The organism is Streptomyces sp. NPDC097640 (genome assembly GCF_040302705.1).
GTDB lineage: Bacteria > Actinomycetota > Actinomycetes > Streptomycetales > Streptomycetaceae > Streptomyces.
The window spans coordinates 194,753-216,930 of the sequence record NZ_JBEOSB010000001.1 but is presented as its reverse complement, the minus strand read 5'-3'; the positions used below and the strand labels follow the sequence as shown (position 1 = coordinate 216,930).

Annotated in this window: 18 protein-coding genes; 8 read left to right on the top strand and 10 right to left on the bottom strand. The window is 68.9% G+C overall.

All coding sequences use genetic code 11. From position 1 onward, the window contains the following. Nucleotides 1–249: 249 nt before the first annotated feature. Nucleotides 250–918 carry a TetR/AcrR family transcriptional regulator gene (locus ABTY62_RS00545; RefSeq protein ID WP_352127104.1) on the bottom strand — a complete coding sequence of 223 codons (669 nt, stop codon included), beginning with the start codon at nt 916–918 and terminating at the stop codon, nt 250–252. Nucleotides 919–1,093: 175 nt separating this feature from the next. On the opposite strand from ABTY62_RS00545, the gene ABTY62_RS00540 reads away from it, so the two are divergent. From ABTY62_RS00540 to ABTY62_RS00525, 4 genes are all read left to right on the top strand, one after another. Beyond that, nucleotides 1,094–4,030, top strand: a complete 2,937-nt coding sequence (locus tag ABTY62_RS00540) for an alpha-glucuronidase family glycosyl hydrolase (protein ID WP_352127103.1) — start codon at nt 1,094–1,096, stop codon at nt 4,028–4,030. Nucleotides 4,031–4,082: 52 nt separating this feature from the next. After that, nucleotides 4,083–5,210, top strand: coding sequence for a substrate-binding domain-containing protein (locus tag ABTY62_RS00535; RefSeq protein ID WP_352127450.1), 1,128 nt, complete (start codon nt 4,083–4,085; stop codon nt 5,208–5,210). A 222-nt stretch (nt 5,211–5,432) separates the two neighbouring features. Next, nucleotides 5,433–6,440, top strand: coding sequence for a glycosyl hydrolase 53 family protein (locus ABTY62_RS00530; RefSeq protein ID WP_352127102.1), 1,008 nt, complete (start codon nt 5,433–5,435; stop codon nt 6,438–6,440). A gap of 3 nt (nt 6,441–6,443) precedes the next feature. Next, nucleotides 6,444–7,829, top strand: a complete 1,386-nt coding sequence (locus tag ABTY62_RS00525) for a right-handed parallel beta-helix repeat-containing protein (protein WP_352127101.1) — start codon at nt 6,444–6,446, stop codon at nt 7,827–7,829. Between the two features lie 135 nt (nt 7,830–7,964). Here ABTY62_RS00525 and ABTY62_RS00520 read toward each other — a convergent pair whose 3' ends face one another. Continuing rightward, a complete protein-coding gene (locus ABTY62_RS00520) occupies nt 7,965–8,762 on the bottom strand; it encodes an AfsR/SARP family transcriptional regulator (protein WP_352127100.1) in 798 nt (265 codons plus the stop codon). 614 nt (nt 8,763–9,376) lie between these two features. Between ABTY62_RS00520 and ABTY62_RS00515 the strand changes: the two genes are divergently transcribed. After that, nucleotides 9,377–9,892 (top strand): flavin reductase family protein, encoded by a 516-nt coding sequence (locus ABTY62_RS00515; protein ID WP_311721798.1) that lies wholly within the window; start codon nt 9,377–9,379, stop codon nt 9,890–9,892. A 200-nt stretch (nt 9,893–10,092) separates the two neighbouring features. After that, nucleotides 10,093–11,004 carry an ArsR/SmtB family transcription factor gene (locus ABTY62_RS00510; protein ID WP_352127099.1) on the top strand — a complete coding sequence of 304 codons (912 nt, stop codon included), beginning with the start codon at nt 10,093–10,095 and terminating at the stop codon, nt 11,002–11,004. A 61-nt stretch (nt 11,005–11,065) separates the two neighbouring features. Here ABTY62_RS00510 and ABTY62_RS00505 read toward each other — a convergent pair whose 3' ends face one another. Together ABTY62_RS00505 and ABTY62_RS00500 are read right to left on the bottom strand one after the other, a co-directional pair. Beyond that, on the bottom strand, nt 11,066–12,556 hold the full coding sequence (locus tag ABTY62_RS00505; RefSeq protein WP_352127098.1) for an amino acid adenylation domain-containing protein: 1,491 nt from the start codon (nt 12,554–12,556) through the stop codon (nt 11,066–11,068). 208 nt (nt 12,557–12,764) lie between these two features. Further along, nucleotides 12,765–13,394 (bottom strand): TetR family transcriptional regulator, encoded by a 630-nt coding sequence (locus ABTY62_RS00500; protein WP_352127097.1) that lies wholly within the window; start codon nt 13,392–13,394, stop codon nt 12,765–12,767. 201 nt (nt 13,395–13,595) lie between these two features. Between ABTY62_RS00500 and ABTY62_RS00495 the strand changes: the two genes are divergently transcribed. Next, nucleotides 13,596–14,585: a LysR family transcriptional regulator gene (locus ABTY62_RS00495; protein ID WP_352127096.1), complete on the top strand. Its 990-nt coding sequence runs from the start codon at nt 13,596–13,598 to the stop codon at nt 14,583–14,585. Nucleotides 14,586–14,714: 129 nt separating this feature from the next. Here ABTY62_RS00495 and ABTY62_RS00490 read toward each other — a convergent pair whose 3' ends face one another. Together ABTY62_RS00490 and ABTY62_RS00485 are read right to left on the bottom strand one after the other, a co-directional pair. Further along, nucleotides 14,715–17,273, bottom strand: coding sequence for an FtsX-like permease family protein (locus tag ABTY62_RS00490; RefSeq protein ID WP_352127095.1), 2,559 nt, complete (start codon nt 17,271–17,273; stop codon nt 14,715–14,717). Then, nucleotides 17,273–18,067 (bottom strand): ABC transporter ATP-binding protein, encoded by a 795-nt coding sequence (locus tag ABTY62_RS00485; RefSeq protein ID WP_352127094.1) that lies wholly within the window; start codon nt 18,065–18,067, stop codon nt 17,273–17,275. Before ABTY62_RS00485 ends, ABTY62_RS00490 begins: the two co-directional genes overlap by 1 nt. 65 nt (nt 18,068–18,132) lie before the next feature. Between ABTY62_RS00485 and ABTY62_RS00480 the strand changes: the two genes are divergently transcribed. Next, nucleotides 18,133–18,282: a hypothetical protein gene (locus ABTY62_RS00480; RefSeq protein ID WP_352127093.1), complete on the top strand. Its 150-nt coding sequence runs from the start codon at nt 18,133–18,135 to the stop codon at nt 18,280–18,282. A gap of 284 nt (nt 18,283–18,566) precedes the next feature. Here ABTY62_RS00480 and ABTY62_RS00475 read toward each other — a convergent pair whose 3' ends face one another. The 4 genes from ABTY62_RS00475 to ABTY62_RS00460 form a co-directional block, all read right to left on the bottom strand. Further along, nucleotides 18,567–19,589, bottom strand: a complete 1,023-nt coding sequence (locus tag ABTY62_RS00475) for a methyltransferase (protein WP_352127092.1) — start codon at nt 19,587–19,589, stop codon at nt 18,567–18,569. A gap of 129 nt (nt 19,590–19,718) precedes the next feature. Beyond that, nucleotides 19,719–20,687, bottom strand: coding sequence for an ATP-binding cassette domain-containing protein (locus ABTY62_RS00470; protein WP_352127091.1), 969 nt, complete (start codon nt 20,685–20,687; stop codon nt 19,719–19,721). After that, on the bottom strand, nt 20,684–20,899 hold the full coding sequence (locus ABTY62_RS00465) for an MbtH family protein (protein WP_311721788.1): 216 nt from the start codon (nt 20,897–20,899) through the stop codon (nt 20,684–20,686). Before ABTY62_RS00465 ends, ABTY62_RS00470 begins: the two co-directional genes overlap by 4 nt. A gap of 25 nt (nt 20,900–20,924) precedes the next feature. Next, nucleotides 20,925–22,154 (bottom strand): cytochrome P450, encoded by a 1,230-nt coding sequence (locus ABTY62_RS00460; RefSeq protein ID WP_352127090.1) that lies wholly within the window; start codon nt 22,152–22,154, stop codon nt 20,925–20,927. Between the last annotated feature and the right edge of the window lie 24 nt (nt 22,155–22,178).

Sequence of the window (22,178 nt, the reverse complement as noted above, 5' to 3'; positions counted from 1 at the left end):
CGATCTCCATCGCGCACCGCCTTTCCGGGTGTGTGTCCGGCCGGGTCAACCACATAAGTGACGCAGCTGCGTCATTCATTGAGCCGACTTCGGGCACCCTGATGGACATACCGGGATGAGATGCGCACCACTACGGGCGCCCTTGCTGGCGAAATCGACACACGCCCCCTAGGGGCGCGGCTATCTCACGCTACCATCAAGTGTGGCACCCGCGTCATTTATGGCCTTCTGATCCGCACGGATCACGGATCAGGAGGATGCGGCGCCCTGGTCGTCCTCGTGCATCCGCAGCAGGGCCCGATAGGTCTCGACCATGGTCGGCGGGGCGGGAAGGGGCCCGGCGCCCGGTGCGGCGAACGCCTGAAGCAGGTAGGCGATGAGCCGAGGGGAGAGCGTGCCGGCGATGTCCCCTGCCCCGGCCACGATGCCGGCGTGCGCGATGAGCACAAGGATCATGTCCTCGGGCGTGAAGTCCTCCCGCAGGGCGCCCGCGGCCTTGGCGCGGGCGATCAGCATGCCGATGCTCTCGTAGGCGCGACGACGCTGCTCCTCGAGCCTGATGCTCTTCGGGAACGTCATCGTCAGGACCTCGGTGAAGCCGCGGTCGCCCAGTTGCATGCCGGCCAGGCTCTCCACGAACGTGGTGAAGCCGTGCCACGCGTCCGGCTCGGCCAGGGCCGCGTCGGCGGCGTCGGCGTAGGCCGCGGCCTTGTCCTCGAACACCGCCGCCACCAGATCCGCCTTCGTGGGAAACCGGCGCCGCAGGGTCGGCTCCCCCACATCGGCGCGCTTGGCGATGTAACGCATCGAGACGCCCAGGCCTTCGTCCGCGAAGACCTGACGGGCGGCCGCGATGACACGCTGCCTGTTCCGCTCGGCGTCCGCCCGCAAGTGCTTGTCCGGTCCCATTGCAGCCATGCGCCGATCATATCGGGGCAACTGGAGCACCTGCTCCAGTTATGCCGGCCGCCCTCGGCGGGCGCCCTGGATGCGGAGTCCGTTGCGTTGACACCTGTCGTGACGCGTGTGACGGTGGCGGGGCTTGGTCCTGACCTGGATGCGCACTGTTCGTTCATCAACGGAAGTGGGAGTCATGAGCTCAGGAATACCGCGCCGCAGCATTCTGTCCGCGGCCGCCCTCGGAAGCGCGGTCGGTTCGCTCAGCCTCTCCGCGACGGCGTCGGCGCAGCCGGACCTCGGCACCGAACCGTCGGCGGCCACGCTGCCCGCCGAGGACGGGTACGACCTGTGGCTGCGGTACGGACAGGTGGAGGACCCCGGTCAACTCCAGCGATACCGGGCCGCCTTGGAGTCCCTGGTCTGGCAAGGAGGCGGCCCGCTCCAGCGGTCGGCGGTGGACGAGTTGGCCCGCGGGCTCACCGGGCTGCTCGGTACACACGTAGTGCCACGCACCGGATCCGGCTCACGCGCGGCGCTTGTGGTGGGCACCCCGACAAGCTCCGCCCTGATCCGAGAGCTCGTCCCCGCGGCCGACCTGGCCGAGCTGGGCGACGAGGGGTACGTCATCCGCCGGGCCACCCGGCGCGGCAGGGTCTTCACCGTGGTGGCGGCCCACGCCGACCGCGGTGTGCTCTACGGTGCGTTCCACCTGCTGTGCCTCGTACAGACCCGACGGCCGCTGGAACACGTCGACCTCGCGGAGCGCCCGGCCGCCCCGCTGCGCGTGGCCAACCACTGGGACAACAAGGACGGTTCGATCGAGCGCGGCTACGCCGGCCGGTCCTTCTTCGACTGGGAGAAGCTGCCGCAACTCGACAACCGGTATACGGACTACGCGCGTGTCATGGCCTCGCTCGGCATCAACGGCGCCGTGATCAATAACGTCAACACGCCTTCGGACTACCTCGCGGAGCCGTTCCTGACCAAGCTGGCCGCGCTGGCCGGTGTACTGCGCCGCTACGGGGTGGCGCTGTACGTCACGGCGAACTTCGCCGCCCCCATCGACCTGGGCGGGCTGAACACCGCCGACCCCCTCGACCCGGGGGTGCGCAGCTGGTGGGCGAAGAAGGCCGAGGAGATCTACGGCAGGATCGAGGACTTCGGCGGCTTCCTGGTGAAAGCCAACTCCGAGGGGCGCCCCGGGCCGCTGGACTACGGACGCACCCATGCCGACGGGGCCAACCTGCTGGCGGGCGCGCTGAGACCGTACGGCGGGATCGTGATGTGGCGGGCGTTCGTGCACGACAGTGACGAGAAGTGGGACCGGCAGGCCTACCTCGACTTCACGCCGCTGGACGGGAAGTTCGCGGACAACACCGTGGTGCAGATCAAGAACGGGCCGATCGACTTCCAGGTCCGCGAGCCCGCCCACCCTCTCTTCGGCTCACTGCCGCACACCAACTCGGTGATCGAACTTCAGGTGACGCAGGAGTACACCGGGCACGCCGCCCATCTGTGCTATCTGGTCCCGCAGTGGAAGGAAGTCCTGGACTTCGACACCCTCAAGGCCGGCGAGGGCAGCACCGTGGCCCGTGTCGTGACCGGCCGCGTGCACCCCTACTCGCACTTCGGATTCGCCGGCGTGATGAACTTCGGCGATGCCAGGAACTGGACCGGCTCACACCTGGCCGCCGCCAACACCCACGGCTACGGGCGGCTCTCCTGGAACCCGGACCTGTCCGCACAGGACCTGGCCACCGAGTGGACCCGGATGACCTTCGGCAACGACCCCGACGTCGTCAAGACGGTCACCGCCCTGCTCCGGGACTCCTGGCGCACCTACGAGGACTACACCTCGCCGCTGGGCACGGGATACCTCACCCATCCGCCGGACGGCTCGGTGACCGGGCACCTCGACCCCAGCCCGACCACGACCACCCAGTTCCACAAGTCCAACCGCGAGGGCATCGGCTACGACCGCACCGCCGCCACCGGCAACGGCTACACCGAGCTGTACGCGCCGGCGATCCGGGACGCCTACGAGTCGCCGGCGAACTGCCCCGAGGAACTGCTCCTCTTCCTGCATCACGTCCCGTACACCCACGTGCTGGACAACGGCAAGACCGTGATCCAGCACATCTACGACACCCACTTCTCCGGCGCGGCGCGGGTGGCGGACATGCGCACGGACTGGGAGGGGCTGCGCCGCCGCGTCGACCACCGGCGGTTCACCGAAGTGCGCCGCCAGTTCGGGGAGCAGAACACCAGGGCCGCCCAGTGGCGGGACACCCTGGTCGCCTACTGGTTCGAACTGAGCCGGATCCGGGACGAGCGCCGCGGCTGGCTCCAGGCGATCGTCGCCCCGGCCGACACGGCGCTGCTGGGCGGGGAGCGCAACGAGCTGCCGGTGCAGGTGGTCAACGCGACGGGCTCCGGGCTGCGCGCCGTGACCACGCTGGACGTACCCGAGGGCTGGCAGTCCGAGGAGGCGACCTGCTACGTGGCCTCGCGGGAGGGCGAGACGGTGAAGATGCCCGTCGTGCCGCCGCCGACCCCCGCCCTCGCCACACTGCACGCCCGCCCGAGGTCGGGCGCGGTGCAGGTCCTCGACTCCTCGCTGCGCAGCCTGGCCAGGGCCGTCGTCGTCCCGCCCGCCGCGCGTTGCGTGCACGCGCTGGACGCCGGGCCCGACTCGGCGCCGGTGCTCAAGGACTACACCCGTCTCTCGCCGGCCGGCGTCTGGCACGAGGGCGCCGCATTCGGCTGGGTCGGCAACAGGCCCGCCGCCACGGACACCGGGCTGTTCGATGTCGTCCGCCGGGACTACGTACGCAGCGGCGCCCCGACCGTGCTGCGGCTGAGACTGCCCGCCGGACGCTGCACCGCGCATCTGCTCACCGGCGACTCCAACACCTTCAACAGGCCGCTGATCGTCCGTGTGGACGGGACCGAGACGGCCCGGAGCGAGCAGCTCGACGGCCGGGAGTTCACCTGGCTCCGGATCCCGCTGGACGGCGGCTCGTCCGGACGCGAGGTGGACCTGGAGCTGTCCACGGAGAAGGACAAGACCTGGCATCTCAGCGCCTGCGTGGTACTGGCGGAAGACATTCCTCGATCAGCTCGAGCATGAAGTGAGCGGGTTAGAATCGTTCAAATCTGCTCACAGGGGGGCCGTGTCCGACATGCTCGTTGCGCAGCGGCATGAGCTACTGGTCAGGGAGCTGGAGGCATCCGAGGGCCTGAGGGTCACCGAACTGGCCGCGCGCCTGAAGGTCTCGCGCGCCACCATCCGGCGGGATCTGCTCGAGTTGGAGGCCGGAGGGCGGGTGACCCGGGTCCGCGGAGGTGCCGTGCTCGCGGCATCCCACACCGCCCGGCCCGGGCAGCCGTCCGGGTCACGGCCGGCGGGCGCGCCGTCGGGCCCGCTCCGCGCCGATGCCAAGCCGGCTTCGGCACATACGCTCGGACTGCTGGTCCCGTCGGCGCACTACTACTACCCGCGCGTCGTCGCCGGTGTGCAGGCCGTGGCCGCCGAGCGCGGCGTCCGCGTTGTCATCGGCCTGAGCGACTACACGTACCCGAATGACACACAGCAGCTCGAGGAGCTGGCCGCGTCCGGCGCCACCGGGCTGCTGGTGACCTCCGCCACGGGCCACATCCTGCCCCAGGAACCGTTCGAACGGCTTCGGGCCGTCGGGCTGCCCTTCGTGCTGATGGAACGTCGGCCGTACGGCCGCTACGTACCAGGCGAGTTCGTGGCCACCGATCACCAGCAGGGCGCGTTCGGTGCGGTCGGGCACTTCATGAACCTGGGGCACGAGAGGGTGGGGCTGTTCACCAACGGCAGCCCCACCGCGCCCCTGCTCCGCGAGGGGTACGAAGCGGCCGTCCGGCACCTGGGCCTTGTCTCCGGTGCGCCGGTCCTGGACAGCGGACGCCCCCGGCTGGGCCCCACGGAGGCCACCCGGCTCTATGACCGGTTCATCGAGGAGTGCCTGGCCGACGGCGTCCGGGCCGCGCTGGTGCACTCCGACCACGACGCGATCGAGCTGATGCGGCGGATGCGTTCCCAGGGCCTGCGCACGCCGGACGACATCGCGCTGATCGCCTACGACGACGAGATCGCCTCCCTGGCCGATGTGCCCCTGACCGCGGTGGCGCCGCCCAAGCACGAGATCGGTGCCCAGGCCGCGCGGCTGCTCCTGGAACGCCTCGACGCGCCCGACCCCTCAGCCGTACCCGTCCGCCAGTTGCTGATCCAGCCCCGGCTGATCGTCAGGTCCTCCTGCGGGGCCGCCGCCCGGGCCTGAACCCTTGAGCCCAACTCACCGCCGTCTATTGACACTTGATGCCCTCGAGCGCAGCATTATGCAGCAATCTGCTGCTCAGTGATTCAAATGCGTCGCAATGATTCACCGAGTCATCTCAAGATCTGTCATGAACCTGATCACCCTTGCGTCATGTCCGCCCATTGCCGGAGAAAGGTGTGGAACGTGGAAGCGGGACAGGAACATGAGCAACGACCGGCTGGTGTGCGCCGCCGAACGGTACTGCTGGGCGCCGCGGCCGGCGCCGGAGCGGTGGCGCTCGGAGCCGCCATCGCCCCCAGCCAGGCACAGGCCGCAACGTTCGTCCGAGGCGCGGACATCAGCTGGATGCCGCAGATGGAGGCGAACGGCTACTACTGGAACAACAGCGCCGGAACGCGGCAGGATCTGTTCACCATCCTCAAGGGGTACGGCATCACCGCGGTCAGCCTGCGGACCTGGGTCGACCCCTCCAGCGATCCGGCCAACGGGCACTGCACCATCGAGGAGACCGCGCAGCTGGCACAGCGGGCCAAGAACGCCGGTATGCAGGTCCTCATCGGATTCCACTTCGGCGACACCTGGAACTCGGCCGGTGTGCAGAACCCGCCGGCGGCGTGGGCCGCCATGAACTACAGCCAGATGCTCGACGCGATGTACGACTACGTCTACCACTCGTGCAACGTCATCAAGTACTACGGTGTCACGCCCGCCTGGGTGAAGATCGGCAACGAGACCAACTCCGGCATCTGCAAACCGGTCGGCAGCCTCAGCCGCCCGAATCAGATGACAGGCCTGCTGAACGCCGCGTACGACATGTCCAAACAGGTCTTCCCGAGCACCCCGGTGCTGGTCCATCTGGCCCAGCCGCAGAACCTGAGCGGCGTCCAGAACTTCCTCAACGCCTACCGGGACAACGGCGGGAAGTGGGACATCACCGGCCTGTCCTCGTATGCGCAGGGCGGCAACGTGCCCGGTGTTCTGGCCAACATGCAGACCATCCAGTCCAGCTACGGCAAGCCGGTCATGCAGGTGGAGTACGGCGGGCCGGTGGGCAAACCCACCCAGGTGCGCGATTCGCTACGGGCGTTCATCACCGGGCTACAGGGCTTCGGCAGCCTGGGCACCTTCTTCTGGGAGCCCGAGGGCTATCCCTCGTTCAACAGCTACAACAGCTCGGCCTGGGACGACAGCAGCCGGCGCCCCACGGCGGCCATGGACGGCTTCCTCTGACACGTGACGGCCAGGAGTTCCCTCAACCATCTGGAGCGAGCGATGAAATCTGCCCTCGGGGTGACACCGGCCCTCCTCGTCTCGACCGTCACGTTCCTGTCGACCGCCGTCGCGATCGCCCCCAGTTCGGCGGCCGTGAGCAGCGCGGCGGCCGGAGCGGTCTACTACGTCGCCCCCAATGGCAGCGACAACGCCGCGGGAACACTGGCCGCTCCCTGGGCATCGATCGCGCATGCGCAGGCCGTCGCCGCAGCGGGCGACACCGTGTATTTCCGGGGCGGCACGTACGCCTACACCCATGGGATCAACAGTTGCAAGAGCCAGACGGACCGGGTCGATGCGATCACCCTGAACAAGAGCGGCAGTTCGGGTAATCCGATCCGCTACATGGCCTACTCTGGAGAGAAACCGGTCTTCAACTTCTCGCGCATGACGGACGACTGCCGGATCAAGGGCTTCGATGTCACCGGCAGTTGGATCCACCTCAAAGGGCTGGAAGTCACCGGTGTCCCGCAGAACAACAACCTGAACCATGAGTCCTGGGGGATCTGGATCTCCGGGAGCAACAACACGTTCGAACAGATCAACACCCATCACCACATGGGGCCCGGCCTGTTCATTCAGAACGGAGGAGGCAACCTCGTCCTCAACTCGGATTCGCACGACAATTACGACCCGAACAGCTCCGGCGGGGCGGGCGAAAACGCCGACGGATTCGGTGCGCACATCTCTGCCGGAAATCCCGGGAACGTGTTCCGGGGATGTCGCGCATGGTGGAACTCCGACGACGGTTTCGACCTCATCAACGCCTATTCGCCCGTGACCATCGAGAACTCCTGGGCTTGGCGGAGCGGATACATACCCGGGACCACCACCGGATCGGGCAACGGAAACGGGTTCAAGGCGGGTGGCTACGGCGGCGACTACGACGCCGGCGCCGTCAAGCACACCGTCCGCACCTCCGTGGCCTTCGCCAACAAGGCGGCGGGCTTCTACGCCAACCATCACCCGCTCGCCAACGACTTCTTCAACAACACCAGTTACGGCAACCACCCCGACTTCAACATGCTGGGAGTCGATTCGAGTGGCGCCGCCGTGGGCCGGGGCAATCTCCGCAACAACATCGCCTACACCGGCACCCTGACATCGAACATGACCGGCACCAACGCCGCGTACAACTCCTGGAACCTGGACATCCCGCTGTCGGACGCACAGTTCCAGAGTGTGTCGACGTCCGGCTGGGATGCGCCCCGCCAAACCGGCGGCGGTCTGCCCGTACTGCCCGGCCTCCACCTCGCCGCGAACAGCACCCTGATCAACAAAGGCGTCGATGTCGGTCTGCCCTACAGCGGGCAGGCGCCGGACCTCGGGGCGTTCGAAGTCTCCTGAGCCGTCGGCGCCGCGGCCGGGGCGTGGCCCGGTGGTGTGCACGCAGAAAGTGCCTTCCTGCCGCTTCCCAGCGCAGAAGGCACTTTCGCTGTTCCGGTCACCCACCGGACGTCCGGCGGGTGAGACGCGCCGGTCTCACCTCGTGAGTACGTATCGGCCCGTGTTGATTCCCCGGGGCTCTCCAAGTGCCTCGGCCTGCTGGAGAATCGCCTGGTACAGGCGGCGCATGGAGCGACCGGGCTCCACTCCCAAACCCTCGGCGAGTCGCCGACGCGCCTCCTGGAAGGCGGTCAGCGCCTCCGACTGCCGGCCCTCGCGGTACAGCGCGAGCATGAACAATTCCGTGAGCCGCTCGCGTTCCATGTGACGTTCCGCCAACTGTCTCAGCTCGGGGATGGCGACCCGCCCAAGGCCTGCGGTCAGCCGGAGCTCCGTCAGATCCTCATAGACGGTGAGTCTGCGCTCCTCGAGATCCGCGGCGCTGATCCGGCAGCGCACTCCGTCTCGCGCCTCCATCAGCGCCGGTCCGCGCCACAGGCTCAGCGCCTCCGCGAGCAGGCGGCAGGCGGCGACGGGATCGTCCGTCGCGAGTTCGTTGCCGGCATCGGCCAGCGAGGTGAAGCGGACCGCGTCCACCGCGTCGGCGGGCACGTCCAGAACATAGCCGTTCCGGGTGGTGCAGAGCTTCTTGCCACCGCCCGGGCAGGTCGCCGACATCGCCCTCCGGATTCTGACTATATGCGCGTGTAGAGCGTTTCGCGCATTGGTCATGCTCTGGTCCGCCCACAATTCGTCAATAAGCTGTTCAAATGAAATTACTCTACCGGGAGATAAGGCCAGAAGCGTGAGTACCATGCCGGCCCGTCTGGAGGCCATCGGCTTTTTCTTGTCGACGGTCGATATTTCCAGCGGCCCAAGCACTCTGAACTGCATGATCATCCTCCAGGAATCGACCTAATGATCGAGTCGAATTCTGCCTGCTGGCGGCCGGATCATGGACATACCATCTGAGCAGCACAGGACACATCAAACGGTATGGATGGAAGGAAGGACCACAGGATCGAAGCGCGGCGTCGGTGCGGCGCCACGGCGAGCTGCAATGAAGTCGCCGGCTCGGCCCTCGGGGGACTCTCTGCCACACTGCTCGACTGCCCTGACGCGATGCTGACGCCACCACCGGCGGATCGCCAGGCGTCGAACCGCGACTGGGTCCCCTCGCGATGCTCGTGTGCGCCTTCGCCACCGCGGTCACCGCACTCGAACGCGACCGGCACCAACCGTCCGACGGCCTGTATCCCGCTGCCCCGCAGGCGATCCGCACCTCAGGACTTTCATCGACGGCTGAAAGTCGTGGCCTGTCGCGACCTGCCCGCCTAGGCTCCACCTTTGTGCGCCTGAGGCGCGGCTGGACTTCCTGGGTCGAGAGCTGCGTGGCGACAGTGGGCCAATTGCTGTACACGGAGACCGATTTACGCGCATCGCCACGGTCAGTCCCTCTACTCGTACATGCGTATTCTGTCCGACTCCGGAGGCGGAGCCCGAAGACCATGACCGATTACGAAACCCTGTCGGCCAAAGAGGCCGGACCCGACGAGTTCCGCGACATGATGAGCGGATTCCCCTCCGGTGTCTCGGTGGTTACCGCCATCGGTACGGACGGCCAGCCGCGCGGAATGACGTGTTCCTCTGTGTGCAGCGTCTCGCTGGCACCTCCGACGATCGTCGTCTGTCTGCGGTACGGGAGCCCGACCCTGGAGGCGGTGCTCGACAGCGAGACCTTCGCGCTCAACCTGCTGCACTCCCGCGCCAAGTCCGTCGCCCTGCTGTTCGCGTCGGGCGATCCCCGACGCTTCGACACGACGCCATGGCGCTCCGGTCCGTCGGCGGGCGGCCCTCATCTGGTGCGGGACGCGCACTCGATAGCGGACTGCGCGGTGATGCTCACCCAGCGGGTGGGCGACCACGTCGCGGTCTTCGGCCGGACGCGGCTGATCGCCCGACACCAACAGCACCCTCCCTTGCTGTACGGCCTGCGCGAGTTCCGCCCGTGGGCGGCCACCTGACCGCTGACCGACTCGCGCTCGCGGCGGCCGTCGCCCTGACGGCCGCCGTTCGGCATGAGCATCAGTGTCCGATCAGCTTGGCGTCAGGCGGTCTCGAGAGAGTACTCGTGCGGGATGCCATCCGCTGGGTTGGTGAGAATCCGCTGATTGCCCGACTGAGGCTGCACCGGTCATGCCACGCGCCTTCGAGAGGTTGGTTCATGCAGAGGATCCACTTCGACAGCGGAGACCTGCTTCGGGTCAGCCTCAGGGCCACGGCCGGGGCGGCCATCGAGACCGCACTCGCCCAGCACCAGCTCGCGGTGGGCGGCAACGCCTGTTCCGCCGTGTGGCGGCGGCAGGCCGCCGCCTGCCTTCCGAGGCGGGCGTTCACGCCGCCGGCCGGTTCGCCACCCGGGGATCCGGAGATCCCGGCCGGGACGCGCCTGACCGGCGACGGCTTCCTGCCGGAGGTGTGGCGCCGGGCCGTCGCGCCGTACTGGGAGCGGCTGGTGGGCCATCTGGAAGCGGAGTGCGACGCCCGCGGGCGCATCGCGATGGCGGGCGGCGTCCAGCAGTTGCTGGCGACGCTGCACCCGAGGATCAGGTGGCGGAACCCGGTGCTGACGGTCCCCGGCGGCCCGGACGAGGACGTCCACCTGGACGGCCGCGGCCTGGTGCTCTGTCCTTCCGTGTTTCTCAGCCACCGACCCGGGATGGTCGTCCGTCCGCGCCCGAACGACGAACGGGTGCTTCTCGTCTTCGAGGTACCGCTGGACCCCCGGGTTGCCGAGCGGATCTGGGGGGCGCCGCCGCGACCGCAGTCCGCCTCACTGAACGCGCTGGTCGGCCGCACCCGCGCCGCGGCGTTACGGGTCCTGCGGGTGGGCTGCACCACCAGCCAGCTCGCCGACCGGCTGGGTATCTCCGCGGCCGGGGCGAGCCAGCATGCGTCGGTGCTGCGCGAGGCCGGCCTGATCACCACGCGCCGCTTCCGCAACACGGTGCTGCACACCGTGACGCCGCTCGGCATCGCCCTCCTCGACGGGCACGGGTTCGGCTCGAGCTGGAGGGCGGGCGCGCCGCCCCGGCTCGCCGCCGTCCCGTCGCGCAGCGCGCCCGCACTCGGGTGAACCACCGGGCGGGAGGCCCGGTGGCGCCCCCCTCGGCGCCGGCGGCCGCCTGATGAGCCCGTCACCCGTGGGCTCGACGTGCCAGGGCGCGGCGGTCGAGCTTGCCGCTCAGTGTGAAGGGCAGTGCGGAGACGATCTCCACGCTCGACGGCACCATATGCGGCGGCAGCAGCCCACTCAGATGAACCCGCAGGTCCCGGACGCTCGGCGGGGCCGCGGTCGTCGGCACCACAAAGGCGGCCAGGACCTGCTGCCCCATGCCGTCGCGGACCGGCGTCACAGCGGCACGGGCCACCGCCGGATGGAGCCGCAGCGCGGCCTCGATCTCGGCCGGCTCCACTCGGTGGCCGCGGATCTTGAGCTGCTGGTCGAGCCGCCCGAGGAATTCCACCAATCCGTCGTCAAGGCAGCGCACGCGGTCGCCTGTCCGGTAGGCCCGGGTGCCGTCGTCGAGGGATACGAACTGCTCCTTGGTCTGCTCCGGCGCCTGCCAGTATCCCCGTGCCAGCCCGGCGCCTGAGATCAGCAGCTCTCCCGCCGCCCCGTCCGGGACGCGCTCGAGCCGGTTGTCGACCACCCGGATCTCCGTGGCGCGGATGGGGCGGCCTATGGGCACCGTCGCTCCTGGACGCCGCGCTGCCTCGGCCGACCCCACCTCGTAGGTCAGCGAACCGATCGTGGTCTCGGTCGGCCCGTAGTGGTTGATGATCCGGCATCGGCTCCGGCTCCGGACCCGGTCGACGAGCTCCCAGGGCAGCGCTTCCCCTCCGAGGAGCAGCGTCTGGTGCGGCAGCACGTCGGCATCCGGATAGCTCAGGAGCGCCGCCAGATGCGAAGGGGTGATCTTCAGGTGGTCGATGGCATGGGTGTGTGCGTAGTCCGTGAAGCTCAACGGATCGATGACCACCTCGCTCGGTACGAGGTGGACGCAGCCGCCGGAGAGCAGCGCGGGGAACACCGCGGTGTTCCCGAGATCGGTGGCGAGGCTCGTGACGCTGGCGAACGATCGGGGCTCGTCGGCGCAGCGCAGCAGGGACACCATGTGGCGGGAGTAGTTCGCCAGTCCGCCGTGGGTCACCGCCACGCCCTTGGGGGCGCCGGTCGACCCCGACGTGTACACCAGACAGGCGAGATCCGCGGGGTCCGGGGGTTGCAGGCGGACGGTCGGTGCCTGCGGCAGATCGCCGAGCCGGATCGCCGTCCCGGTGAATCCTGGCTGCGGTTGATCGGTGAGGAGGATACGGGCCTGTGAATCGGCCAGCTGCGCCGTCAGCCTGCTCTGTGGTTGTTCCGCGTCCAGGCAGACATACGGCGCCCGGGAGCGCAGCACGCCCAGTAACGCGACCAACTGCTCGGTTCCGCGTGCGGCCAGTACGGCCACCGGCTCGTCCGTCGTCGCGCCCTGGGCGACGAGCGCATGCGCGAGGCGTGTTGTCGCGCGGTCCAGCTCCGCATAGGTCAGACGTCCGCCGTCACCGACCAGCGCGGGGCGGTCCGGCCATCGGGCTACCTGCTGCTGGAATTGCTCCATTACCGTGTGTTCAGCTGACATGAAAGCCTCCCCGGCGTGGAACCGGGAAGTTCCACGGGTAATAGTCTGGAGTACGGTGGATGAACCGCCCCGGGTCGAATGGAGACTCAATTTCCGAGCACGGCTGCAAGATCGCTCCTTCCACGTACTACGCTCGCGGGAAACGCCTCGAAACTAAACTCGCCAGATCTCTACCGAACGCGGCGCGGTGCACCGGTGCCTGGGGTGATCAACCACATCGCTGGTCGCCGCGGTGGTCTTTGACATCGGCATCGCCACGGAGCGCGGCGGACCCGCCACGGACCATCTCCCAGATTCGGGTCAGCTCGGCGACGGACTGGCCGGCGGTGAGGTTGTGCCTCCGCGCCCGCTGCCGGATGGTGATCTCGGCGCCAGTGACCAAGTGTGTGGCCAAGGCGGCAACGGCTGCCCGATCGGTGACCGTTCCCAGTTGGCCTTCGTGTGCGTGCCGCAGCTGCTGATGGATCGCCGGCACCCAGGCCGAGAACCAGTCCGGTTCCCCGGACTGCTCTCGCGCCAGTCGGGCGGCCGCGCGGACCGCCACGTCGCTTTCGAGCAGCCCGGTCAGTGCCAGCGTCAACGAGACCACCGCCTGGACCGACTCCTCACGGCGCGCCGTAACCGCTGCGACCAGTGTCGTGGTGGCGGCACCGCCCTGCTCCCGGACCGCGACCGCGAGTTCTTCCTTGTTGGAGAAGTGGAAGGTCAGAGCCCCGACCGATACGCCGGCGGCGCGGGAGACCCGCGACAGGGACGCCCCGCTGTAGCCGTTCCGGTCGAACTCGCCGGCTGCCGCGCTGACCAGGGCCTGACGGGTGCGGGCTGCCCTTGGTTGCATCGTCGTGATCCTTCCCGCGGAGGGCACACCGTAACCGTGACCAATTGGCGGCTGCGTGAAAACCCTTGCAAAAAGAAACCATTTTATTATTATCGTAGCTCGGCCTAATGGATACTACGACTGACGTCGACCACAGGGGGCCTAACGGTGCATCACTCATCCGTATTAGCATGATCACCGCCATGAGGAAGGTACGGGGGCGTGGAGATAGAGGTGCGGCATGCGCGTATCGTCGAGATGATCAATGCGACTGGGAGTCTGTCGAAAGCCGCGATGAAGATCGGCATACCGCAACCGAGCCTGTCGGCCCAGTTGCGAAGAATTGAGAAGGCCGTGGGTGGGAGCCTGTTCGTACGCTCCCGGAGCGGTGTCACACCCACCCCGCTCGGAGAGCGGGTCATCCCCATGCTCGCGGCGCTGGCGGAGCAGGCCGACGCGGTCATCGCCGAGGCGGCCGTCGACACGTCCAGCACCCTGCGGTTCGGGACCGCCGAGTGGACACCGCCGACCCTGCGCGGTGCGCTGCGCTCGATGCTTCCCAATATCGACATGCGGACCGAGACCATCCTTCCGGCGGACGCCGTCGACACGGTGCAGCGAGGTGCACTCGGTGCGGCGATGGTGTCGAGCATGGGCTCGATCGTTCCGATCGAGCTTTCCGACCGCGACCTCGCCAAGGCGACGATCGTTCGCGATCCGGTCTGGCTGGCGCTGCCGGTCCGCCACCCTCTCGCGGACCACAGCGTCCTGAGCGCCGCTCAGTTGGAAGGGCTGTGGTGGATCGGCTATGCCCGACAGCACTGGTTCTCCCCCGTCGAACGACATCTGCTCGACGGTCTGGGCCAGCGCGATCGCAGCGTCTCGCACTATGCGGGGGGATATCACGAGGCCATGAGCTGGGTGCGGCATGTCGGCGCGGCCGCCCTCACCCCGCTGACGGGCGCCACGTCCGACGTCCGCGTCGTTCCACTGGCCGACACCCATTACACGGAGCTGACGCTGGTGTGGCACAAGGACGCGATGAGCAGTGGCACCGCACGTCAGCTGGTCGAGGTCATTCGCCGTTACTACTACCAATATGCGTGGTCCTTCCCGGGCTATCGATCGTGGCTGGGCGCCCTGACCGACGTACCGTCGGAGGTCCCTGACCCATCGCGCCTGGTGACGGCGGACAGCTCACCTGGTTTCTGAGTGGGCCCCCGCGGCGGCAGGCCGGGGGTTTACCTGCCGCCGCGAGGCTGTGCCGCAGACTCCGTCAGCACCCGGGGTCTGCCGCACGGGTAGGGTCCGGCCGGACAAGGGCTGCCCGGCCGGCCGTGGTCATGGAGCGACGGTGGCTTCCACCGGCCTCGCCCGCAGCGCGACCCACGTCGGGAACAGGATCGTCGCGAACGTCAGCGCCACCGCGGTCCCGACGATCGTCGGGTAGATCCACCCGGGCCCGCCGGGCAGCACCGACCCGTCCAGGGCGATCCCGAACGGGATCAGTGCCCCGGCGGCGACCCCGGTGCCGAGCAGGATGCCGACCAGCGCCGTCACCAGCGCCTCGACCGACATCATCCACATCACCTGGCTGCGGGTCGAGCCGATCAGCCGTTGCAGCGCGAACTCGCTGCGCCGCTCGGCGGTCGCCACCATCAGCGAGTTGATCAGCGCGATCACGGCATAGCCGACCACCACCGCGGCCAGCAGGAAGCTCGCCACCCGGCCGGTCTCATCGCCCTGCTCGTGGGCCGCGGTCGCTTCCGAGCGGTCCGCGACCACGAGCCCCGGCACATCGCCCGCCGCCTTCCGCAGCGCCGTCTTCAGGTCCGAGGTCGACACCCCCGGCTTCGCCTTCACCAGGATCTGCGGCAGCAGGCCGTCCGTTGTGCGCGGCAGCAGCGCCTCCGCGGGCACCATCGCGTAGCCGAACCCGCGCGGCGGGGTGAACGATCCGACGACCGTCATCGTCGTCGCCTCGCCGTTGCCCCAGCGCAGCCTCACCCGGTCGCCGATGTCCTTGTCGTTGTCGCGCAGCACATCCGTGGGCAGCACGATGCTGTCGCCGGTCAGTTTCCCGTAGTCGCCCTTCACCACCGGGCGCGCGATCGTCTGCCGCGCGCCGGACGCCGTGACACCCTGGAGGTCGAGCCGGCTCGGCCTGACCCGACGATCCGCGTCGTTGTCGCCCTTGCCCTCGTCGAGGACCTTCTCCAGACGCCCCCCGCTGGACACCGAGGCGGACGCTCCGGCGACCTGCGGCAGGCGGGAGAGCGTGTCCACGAGCGACGGTGGGAGAGCACCGTTCTGCGAGCTGACCACGGCGTCCGCCTTCAGGCCGTCGGCGAAGATCCGGTTGCTGGCGTCGTCCTGACTGGTCTGGAGGTAGATCAGCGCCGTGGCCAGCCCGGTCGCCAGCATGATCGGGATGACCGCCGAGGCCAGCCGGACCCTGCGCACATACGCGTTCAGCATCGCCAGCCGCCCCGACAGCCCGGTGAACCAGCCGACCGGCCACCGCAGCGCGGCCGCCAGCCAGCGGCACAGGCCCGGGGACACCAGGGCGATCCCGACCGCCCACAGCATCGCGGAAGGCGCGGCCGTGCTCGCCGCGATCGGCCCGGTCATCACCGACGCCGTCACGATCGCCAGCGCGCTCGCACCGCCCAGGAACAGGAACGCCAGGATCATGCGGATCGGGCTGATCCAGCGGGTCTGGAGCGTCGCCTCTGCCATCGCCTCGGTCGGCCGGACCTTCGACACCCGGCGGGAGGCGATGAACGCGGCTGCCAGCGCGGCGAACAGCGTGGCGCCGAATCCGACGAGCTTCGGGATGAATCCCATGCTGAAGATCATCACGCCCGGGATCAGATCCTGATCGACCAGGACGTCGTACATGAAGTGGCCGAACGCGAGGCCCGGTGCGAGCGACAGGCCGGCCGCGACCACCGCGATCACCGCCGTTTCCGCCATCACCATGCGGCGCAACTGCCCCGGCGTGACCCCGGTCGTGCGCAGCAGCGCCATCTCCCGGCGGCGCTGCTGCATCAGCATGCCCACCGTGCTGCCCACGACGAAGATCGCGACCATGGTGGCCAGGCCGCCGAACGCGCCCGCCAGCGGGATCAGGTTCTGCTTGCCGCTGATCGCGTCCGGGAACTCGGCAACTCCCCGGTCGTCGCCGTGGAGTACCTGGGCACCGCGGCCCGCGACGGCGTCACCGATCGCGTCGGTGAGCGTCGCCAGGTTGGTGCCCGGGGCGGCGAGCACCCCGATGTCGTCGATCTTTCCGGGCCGGTCGTACAGCCGGGTGGCCTCGTCGTCGGAGAACAGCAGCGCGGACTCGGTGGCGGTCCGGCTCTCGGCGATTCCGGTGACCCGGAAGTCGTGCGGGATGCCGCGCACCGACGCCTTCAGCCGCTGGCCCGGTCGCAGGCCCAGCTTTTTCGCGGTGGCGCTGTCCACCACGACCTCGCCGGACACGGTCGGCTTGGCGCCCGCGACCAGCTTGTACGGCGAGAGCGACGCGCTGGCCCAGCCGTGCCCGGACGCGTCGGCAGGCCGGCCGGCCAGCGCGGTGATCGGCACCGAGATGTCCGGCACGGCCGCGGCCACGCCGGGCACCTTGGCCACGGCGTCCACCAGGTTCTCGTCCAGCAACACCCGCTCGGTCATCGGCTCGGTGGCGGTGCCGACCGCGTGGCCGGGGTAATCCTGGCTGCCGGTCACCACGACGGGCGCCGCGGCCAGCCGCTCGGCCTTGACGTTGGCGCGGATGCCGGTCTCCAGCAGACCGCCGCAGCCCTGTACGACGACGGCGCCGACGAACAGCGCGATCAGCGACGCGAGGAACCCGCCCTTGCGGTAGCGCAGGGTCTTGAGCGCGAGACGCAGCATCAGACCATCCGCTCCGCGCCCACGGCCTGCTGCTTCCGGGCCCACGCGCCGAGTTGGGTCATCTGCCTGGCCACCTGCTGGACGGTGGGCCGATGGAGCTCGGCGCTCACCTGACCGTCCACCAGGAACACCACGCGGTCGGCGTGCGACGCGGCCACCGGGTCGTGCGTCACGATCACCGCGGTCTGCTCGCCGGAATTCACCGCCTCGCGCAGCAGTCCCAGGATCTCCAGCGCGGTCTCGGTGTCCAGGGCTCCTGTCGGCTCGTCTCCGAACAGCAGGACCGGCCGGGTGACCAGGGCGCGGGCGATCGCCACGCGCTGCTGCTGACCGCCGGAGAGCTCGCCCGGGCGGTGCTTGCGCCGGGACGTGAGGCCGGTGCGCTCGATGACCTCGTCCACCAGCCCGCGGTTGGGCCGTTTGCCCGCCAGCCGCAGCGGGAGCGTCACATTGTCCACCACGTTCAGCGCGGGCAGCAGATTGAAACTCTGGAAGACGAACCCGATCCGGTTCCTGCGCAGCTTGGTCAACGCGCGCTCTTTCATCGCCGTCAGGTCCTCGCCCTCCAGGAAGACCTGGCCGGACGTCGGCCGGTCCAGGAGAGCGGCGCAGTGCAGGAAGGTGCTCTTGCCGGAGCCGGAGGGCCCCATCACGGCGGTGAAGGTGTGGCGCTGGAAGCCGAGCGACACTCCGGCCAGCGCCGCCACACTGTTGCGCGAGCGCCCGTACACCTTACGGACGTCCTGTAAGCGCAGCAGCTCGTCCGTGGTCGGCCGCCCTTGCGTCGAGCGCATGAAGATCTCCTTGGTCTCGGGGAATTCCATCAGTTCGGGCCGATCACAGGAGGCGTCGAAGCACGATGGAGCTGGAAAATGCTGGTGCTGAAGAACGTGTGGGCACCATTGACGAACCGCAGTTCGAATGCGCCGATGTGCTCGACGGTGAATCCGCCGAAAGCAGGGCCCTCGACGCAGCAGAACTTCGTCCGCATGGCGCTCCCGAAATCTGAGATCTGACGGATGCACAGGTCGTTGCCCAAATCGCGGTGCGGATGATGACACTAGCGGAACTGCGCCGTCCCGGAACATGGGGCTAGCCCTACCTTCGACCGGTGGACAACCCGCTATAACCGCGTCAGCCCCGTGTCAGTTGCGCGTCAGCCATTTGTCAGTGAGGGGCATACGCACGGTCGTGTCAAGGGCAAGACGAAGGGGCGCCCCCGGCTGTCCCAGAGTGATCCGGTCCCAGGCGGACCGGATCACCGCAGGCGGGGGCGCCCCTCTTCGCTCATCTTCAGTCCTCGGCGGGCACGCCCTCGATGGCGTAGAGCTCCGCACCGCCGCTGAAGTACGGCATCGCCACCGCGCGGGTGAACCGGAAGCCACTGGCGGAGAGCAGAGTCCGCCACTCCAGCTCGGTGCGCTCCTTGCCGCCGTTCATCAGCATCATGGTCAGGTCCAGCATCCGCGCCAGGCCCGGCTCGTTGCCCGCCGGCACGATCCGCTCCAGGATGACCACCCGGCCGCCGGGTCTGATCGAGTCCCGCATCCGGCGCAGTGCGCGAACGCTCTGCTCGTCGTCCATGGCGTGCAGCACACAGCTGATCAGGTAGGCGTCGCCCTCGGGGAGTTCGTCGAACGCGCTGCCCTCGCGCACCTCGACGCGGTCCTCCACACCCGCCTCCTTGAAGTGGCGCATGGTGCGGTCGATTCCGGCGGAGATCTCCACCAGCACGCCCTTCATGTCGGGGTGCTCGTGCAGCACGGCGGCGAGCATCGAGCCCGTTCCGCCTCCGACGTCGACCAGGGTGCCGATGCCGTCGAAGGGGTACGTCTGCGGCAGCGGCAGTTGCTCGGTCCAGGTGGCGGCGCCCATTCCCTTGCGGAACGCGTTCCCGGTGTCCTCCACCGTGTTCAGGTAGTCCCACAGCGGCATGCCGTACTCGATGTCGAACGCGCGGTCGCCGGTGCGCACGGCCTCGGGCAGCGCCCCGTAGGCCCGGTAGACCTCTCGGCCGTAGAACAGCACGAGGTCCTTGACCGAGTCCTCGGTGTCGGAGCGCAGGTAGTCGGCCAGCGGGGTCGTCCCGAACCGCCGGTTCTCCTCCTCACGGAAGTATCCGGCGCCGGCCAGCGCGCGCATCAGCCGGTAGAGCGACTCCGGGTGTGTGCGGGTCAGCTCCGCCAGTTCGTCGATGCCACGCGCTCCATCGGCCAGATGATCGGCCACCCGCAGCCGTGCGGCGGAGTACACCGCGGCGCTCAGCCACCCCGCGTACATGGTCTCACGCACCCGAACACTGCTCACTTCGCTCATAGCCTGTCCTTTGAGTGTCTTTGAATCGCCTCGATCGGATGCGACGAGGCACCGGCAATACCTCGAAAACCTAAGAACGCACGAGCCTGAGCCCGTCCGCAGCCGAGGATCCCGGACCGCTGACGGACTTCACCCGTTGTCGGCCGAGTGGCCGACCAGGTTGAGGAACACGTCGTCCAGCGTCGGCCTGCGCAGCACGAAGTCCGCGACGTCGACGCCCGCCTCGCGGAGGGCGATCGCGGCGGCACCGACGCCCTGGGCGCCGTCGTTGAGCTGAACCGAGACCCGCCCGGTCACAGCGTCCACGGTGGGCGGCGACTGGGCGATCGGGGCGAGGGCGCGCACCGCCGCCGCGGTGGTGGCGGCGACCTCGTCGGCGCCGGCCGAGGCGACCAGCTGCACCTCCAGCCGGTCCTCGCCCACCTTGCGCTTGAGCTCGTCCGGCGTGCCCGCCGCGATCACCCGGCCCGACTCGATCACCACGATCTCGTCGGCCAGCCAGTCGGCCTCGTCCAGGTACTGGGTGGTGAGCAGCACAGTCATGCCGTCGTCGACCAGGCCGCGAACGGTGCTCCACAGGACGATCCGGCTCGCCGGGTCGAGACCGACCGTCGGCTCGTCCAGGAACAGCACCTCCGGCGACCCGATCAGGCAGCTGGCCAGGTCCAGCCGTCTGCGCATGCCGCCGGAGTAGGTGCCCGCCGGGCGGTCGGCGGCATGGGTCAGCTCGAACCGCCGCACCAGCTCATCCGCGCGTTCCCGCGCGACCCGCCGGCTCATGTGCAGCAGTCTGCCGAACATCACCAGGTTCTCGCGGCCGGTGAGCAGCTCGTCGACCGCCGCGTACTGCCCGGCCAGCCCGATCCGCCTGCGCACCTGTGCCGGCTCACGGGCCACGTCGAACCCGGCCACCTCGGCCCGGCCGCCGCTCGGCTCCAGCAGCGTGGACAGGATTCGGACCGCGGTGGTCTTGCCCGCCCCGTTGGGGCCGAGCAGGCCCAGCACCGTACCCGCGCCCACGTCGAGGTCGATGCCGGCCAGCGCGGTGACCCCGCCGTAGCGCCGGGCGAGGCCTTCTGCCCTGATGGCGGACGTCACCGCTGGGCCACGCGATCCCGCAGCGACTTGGGCCGCATGTCGCTCCAGTGGGTCTCCACGTACTCGACCGCCTCGGCCCGGGTGCTCTCCTCGTGCACGACGGTCCAGCCGTCCGGCACCTCGGCGAACGACGGCCAGAGCGAGTATTGCTCCTCCGAATTGGTGAGCACCACGAAAGTGCCGTTCTCGTCGTCAAAGGGATTGCCGCTCATTTCTCCACTCCTCCTTTACGCGATTTCACCGTTCCGCGGTGAGTGCAACCGGCAGCCCGACGTACCCGTAGACGAAATTGGAGTACAGTCGCCGCGGCTCGCCGCGCAGTTCGATTTCCGCGACCTGGTCGCGCAACGCCTCCAGCACCGCGGAAACGTGCGCGCGCCCCAGGAACGCGCCGATGCAGTAATGCGGGCCGTGGCCGAACGCGACGTGCCGGTTGGGCTTGCGGCCGAGGTCGAACCGCTGGGCGTCCGGGAAGGCGTCGTCGTCGAAGTTCGCCGAGGAGTTCCACAGGGTCACCACGTCGCCCGCGCGGATTACCTCGCCCCCCAGCGGCACGTCCTCGAGCGCGCGGCGCCCGAAATGCATGGCAGGTGTCGTCCAGCGCAGCACTTCCTCGGTGGCGTCGGCGAGGCTGACCTCCCCGTTCTTCAGGGCCCGCCACTGGTCCGGGTGCTCGGTGAACGCGATCAGCGCGCCGATCGAGGACATCCGGCTGGACTCGTCCGCGCCGAGCACCAGGCTGTAGCAGTTGAAGACGATCTCGTCCTCGGACAGCGGCTCGCCGTCCACCAGCCCGGTGGCCAACGCGCTGATGACGTCCTCACCCGGCGACTTGCGGCGCTGCTTGGCCAGCTCACCGAAGTAGAGCAGGATCTCGTTGCGGGCCAGCCACTCCTCCACCTGCGAGTCGTCCTCGTCGTAGCGGGAGAGGGTGCGGTTGTTCCACTCGACCAGCTTGCCGCGGTCGGCGACCGGGATGTCCATCAGGTCGCCGATGGTGTTGATCGGGATGTGGTCCGCGACATCGGTGGCGAAGTCCGCCTCCCGCCGCGCGACCACATCCGTGATCAGCTGCTGGGTACGCCTGCGCACGAGCTGGCCGACGTGCTCCAGTACCCGCGGCGAGAACGACTTCAGCATCAGCTTGCGGGTCTCGCGGTGCCGGAGGCCGTCGGTGACGGCGAGCATCTTGCCGCCCGCGGAGTCACCGCCCTGGAGCAGCGTGGACAGCACGTTGCCCTTCTCCGACGTGAACCGCTTGTTGTCCTTGTAGACCGCCAGCACATCGTCATAGCGGGATATGGCCCAGAATCCGGGCCGGTCCTCGGCGGGCGGATTCCAGTGGACCGGCGCCTCGGCGCGCAGCTCGCGCCACATCGCCGGCAGGTCGACGTCGATGAACGTGCGCGGGTCGGCCAGGTCCGGGAACCGCAGGTCTTCGCGCGCGTCGGCCGGTTGCGCGGTCATGACGTCTCCCTCGGCATCGAAACT